2 protein-coding genes are annotated in these 2,262 nt (G+C 40.0%); both read right to left on the bottom strand.

Annotation, left to right across the window (positions count from 1 at the left end):
- Positions 1-1,379 (bottom strand): YjjI family glycine radical enzyme (locus CXF78_RS20875; protein WP_102037841.1); only part of this gene is annotated, 1,379 nt, incomplete at its 3' end.
- 357 nt (positions 1,380-1,736) lie between these two features.
- Positions 1,737-2,262, bottom strand: a 526-nt coding sequence (locus CXF78_RS20880) for a GGDEF domain-containing protein (protein ID WP_145991606.1), incomplete at its 5' end; no start/stop codon positions are given.

Consider the following 2,262-nt stretch of genomic DNA (forward strand, 5'->3'; position numbering starts at 1 on the left):
TTGGCACTAAACTCTCTAAAACCTGAACTAAGGGCGCCTTTACAGAGTTGGAACATCGCTTGAGGATTAGCTTTAACGGTTTCATCTATGGTTAGAATATCGCTGATTCCGGCAGTATAATATTGATGATGTTTAGCTAGTGCTTGAATATGACTAATGGGGTCTGGTTCTGAGCCATAGGGAATACGCACGCCAGGGGTGACATTTTTATCCAAACTAATGCCACTTTGAGAATGCAATAACGCGCGACCGTTATAACCGTAAGTGACCGGGGTCGACTTTACTATGTTGTCTAAAGCTGCAGATATTCTGAGCCCAAGTTCATTTGCATCTGGGTTATGGCCGTAGCCTGTATTGAGTTTGCTTGCGACATTAGCAGTTGTAATCTCAGCAGCACTAGGTAGTAAGGCTTGTAAAATATTGACCGCTTCAGCCATACCATAAATACCGAACATAGGTGCAAAGCGAGATTCATCGATCAACTGTTCCTTAACTAAAAAACTGTCAAAGAAATGAGATTGTTGGTGTAAAAATGCCGAACGAGCTTCAATAAGCTCGAATGCGAGTTGGCTGTAATATGGCAGCGTTTGGGCAAAAAAATCATCAATACTGTTAGCTTTTAGAGCGACTTCTTTGAGATTAACCCGCACCAAGGTATTGGCTCCGCCAGCTAACGGTAATGCGTTATAACAACTGACAATCCCAAAACCACGAGCATCGAATGCGTCGGCATGTAGCGGATAGTTGGCAATGTGAGGTTTACCGCATTGACAAATATTGCTGGTGGTCTGAAATAATAAATCATCTGGCGTTACGGCAGGGTCATACATGAAGGTTAGGTTGGGGGCTATTTGTTGTAATTCTGCATCTATACGCAAAATGGTTCGGCAAATAATGTTATCTGTTGGGCCAATATTCACATGCATAAACGCATCGGGTAACGTGCGGTCGAGTAATATCCAAAACCGCTTGAGCTTACGATAGATGGCTTCAGCATCAAGCCCCTGTGTAAAAGGCATTAATAACGTATCTAATTGGCCTAAGTAAACTGGGATATTCGTCACCGATGGCACATGAAAATAAAGAATGGTTAATGCATTTAAGGCGTCATCAAAGTCTTCGGCGGGCGACAGCTCCAAATACTCAGATCCTTGCTGCAGGTATTTGGCATAATCTGGCAACACATAACGCGGTTTAAATGGCGCATGACCTTCAAACATATCGCAGATAATACCTTGTTTCATGGCATTATTTACCCGTTCAGACACCGGCACATAAGGCAGACTGTTTTCAGCTTCTAATGCTAAATAATTCGATTTTTGCTTTGGAGAAAGGAGAGGGTGGGTGACTATATTCTCAATGTTATCTTGTAATGTCATGATGAAACTCACTTTTTATAGATGAATGCTTGATAACAACTAATCTACTGAAAGGTAGGAGGTTTAAACAGTGAAAATAGCAGACGTTGGCATTGATAAAATCGAAATCCGATGATGAAGATCACATCCTAAATGACAGAACATGTGGACTAGGAGTAATGAACCCTATAAACAATGAGAGGCAGAAAAATCGCAATCGATAAAGAGGAACGTTATTAGATTATTACATTACTACATTACTACGTTATTACGTTGCTGAGCGCTGAGCGCTGAGCGGGCAAACTTGAAATTGTTGGGGTAATGTGACGAACGCTTTTTAAGTAGGGTGTTACTGGTTTTGTAGCAAAACTAACAGGCTTAATCCAAACAATAAATTTCAGTTCTATTTCTTCCAAGTGCTTTTGCTTTATACATAGCTTTATCCGCTTGAGTAAATAAATCTGTAAATTGTCTTTTATCATCACAAATGCTGACCCCAATACTGACAGTTAGTACGTCGTCACCCACTTTAATTTGCGAGATGCTGTCTTGGAGTCTGTTACAAAATAATAAAGTATCACTTTTGTTCGTATCGGGTAGCAATATCAAAAATTCTTCGCCGCCAAAGCGAGAGACAAGATCGGTTTGTCTACAAAAATTCTTCAAAATATGCCCGAGCTCTTTCAGTACTCGATCGCCTTCTAAATGACCAAAGCTGTCATTAATAATTTTAAAATGATCGATATCTAACAGTAATAAACCAACAGATTGTTCCGATCGAGTCGCTTGTTCAAGTGCTAACGTACTACGATATTTCATTTCTCTTCTATTTAATAACTGCGTTAACTCATCAGTTGAAGCAAGTAATTTTAATTTTTCAGCTTGCTCCTCAAGTTTTTCTCTT

Source organism: Shewanella sp. 11B5 (genome assembly GCF_002836795.1).
Taxonomy (GTDB): Bacteria; Pseudomonadota; Gammaproteobacteria; order Enterobacterales; family Shewanellaceae; genus Shewanella; species Shewanella frigidimarina.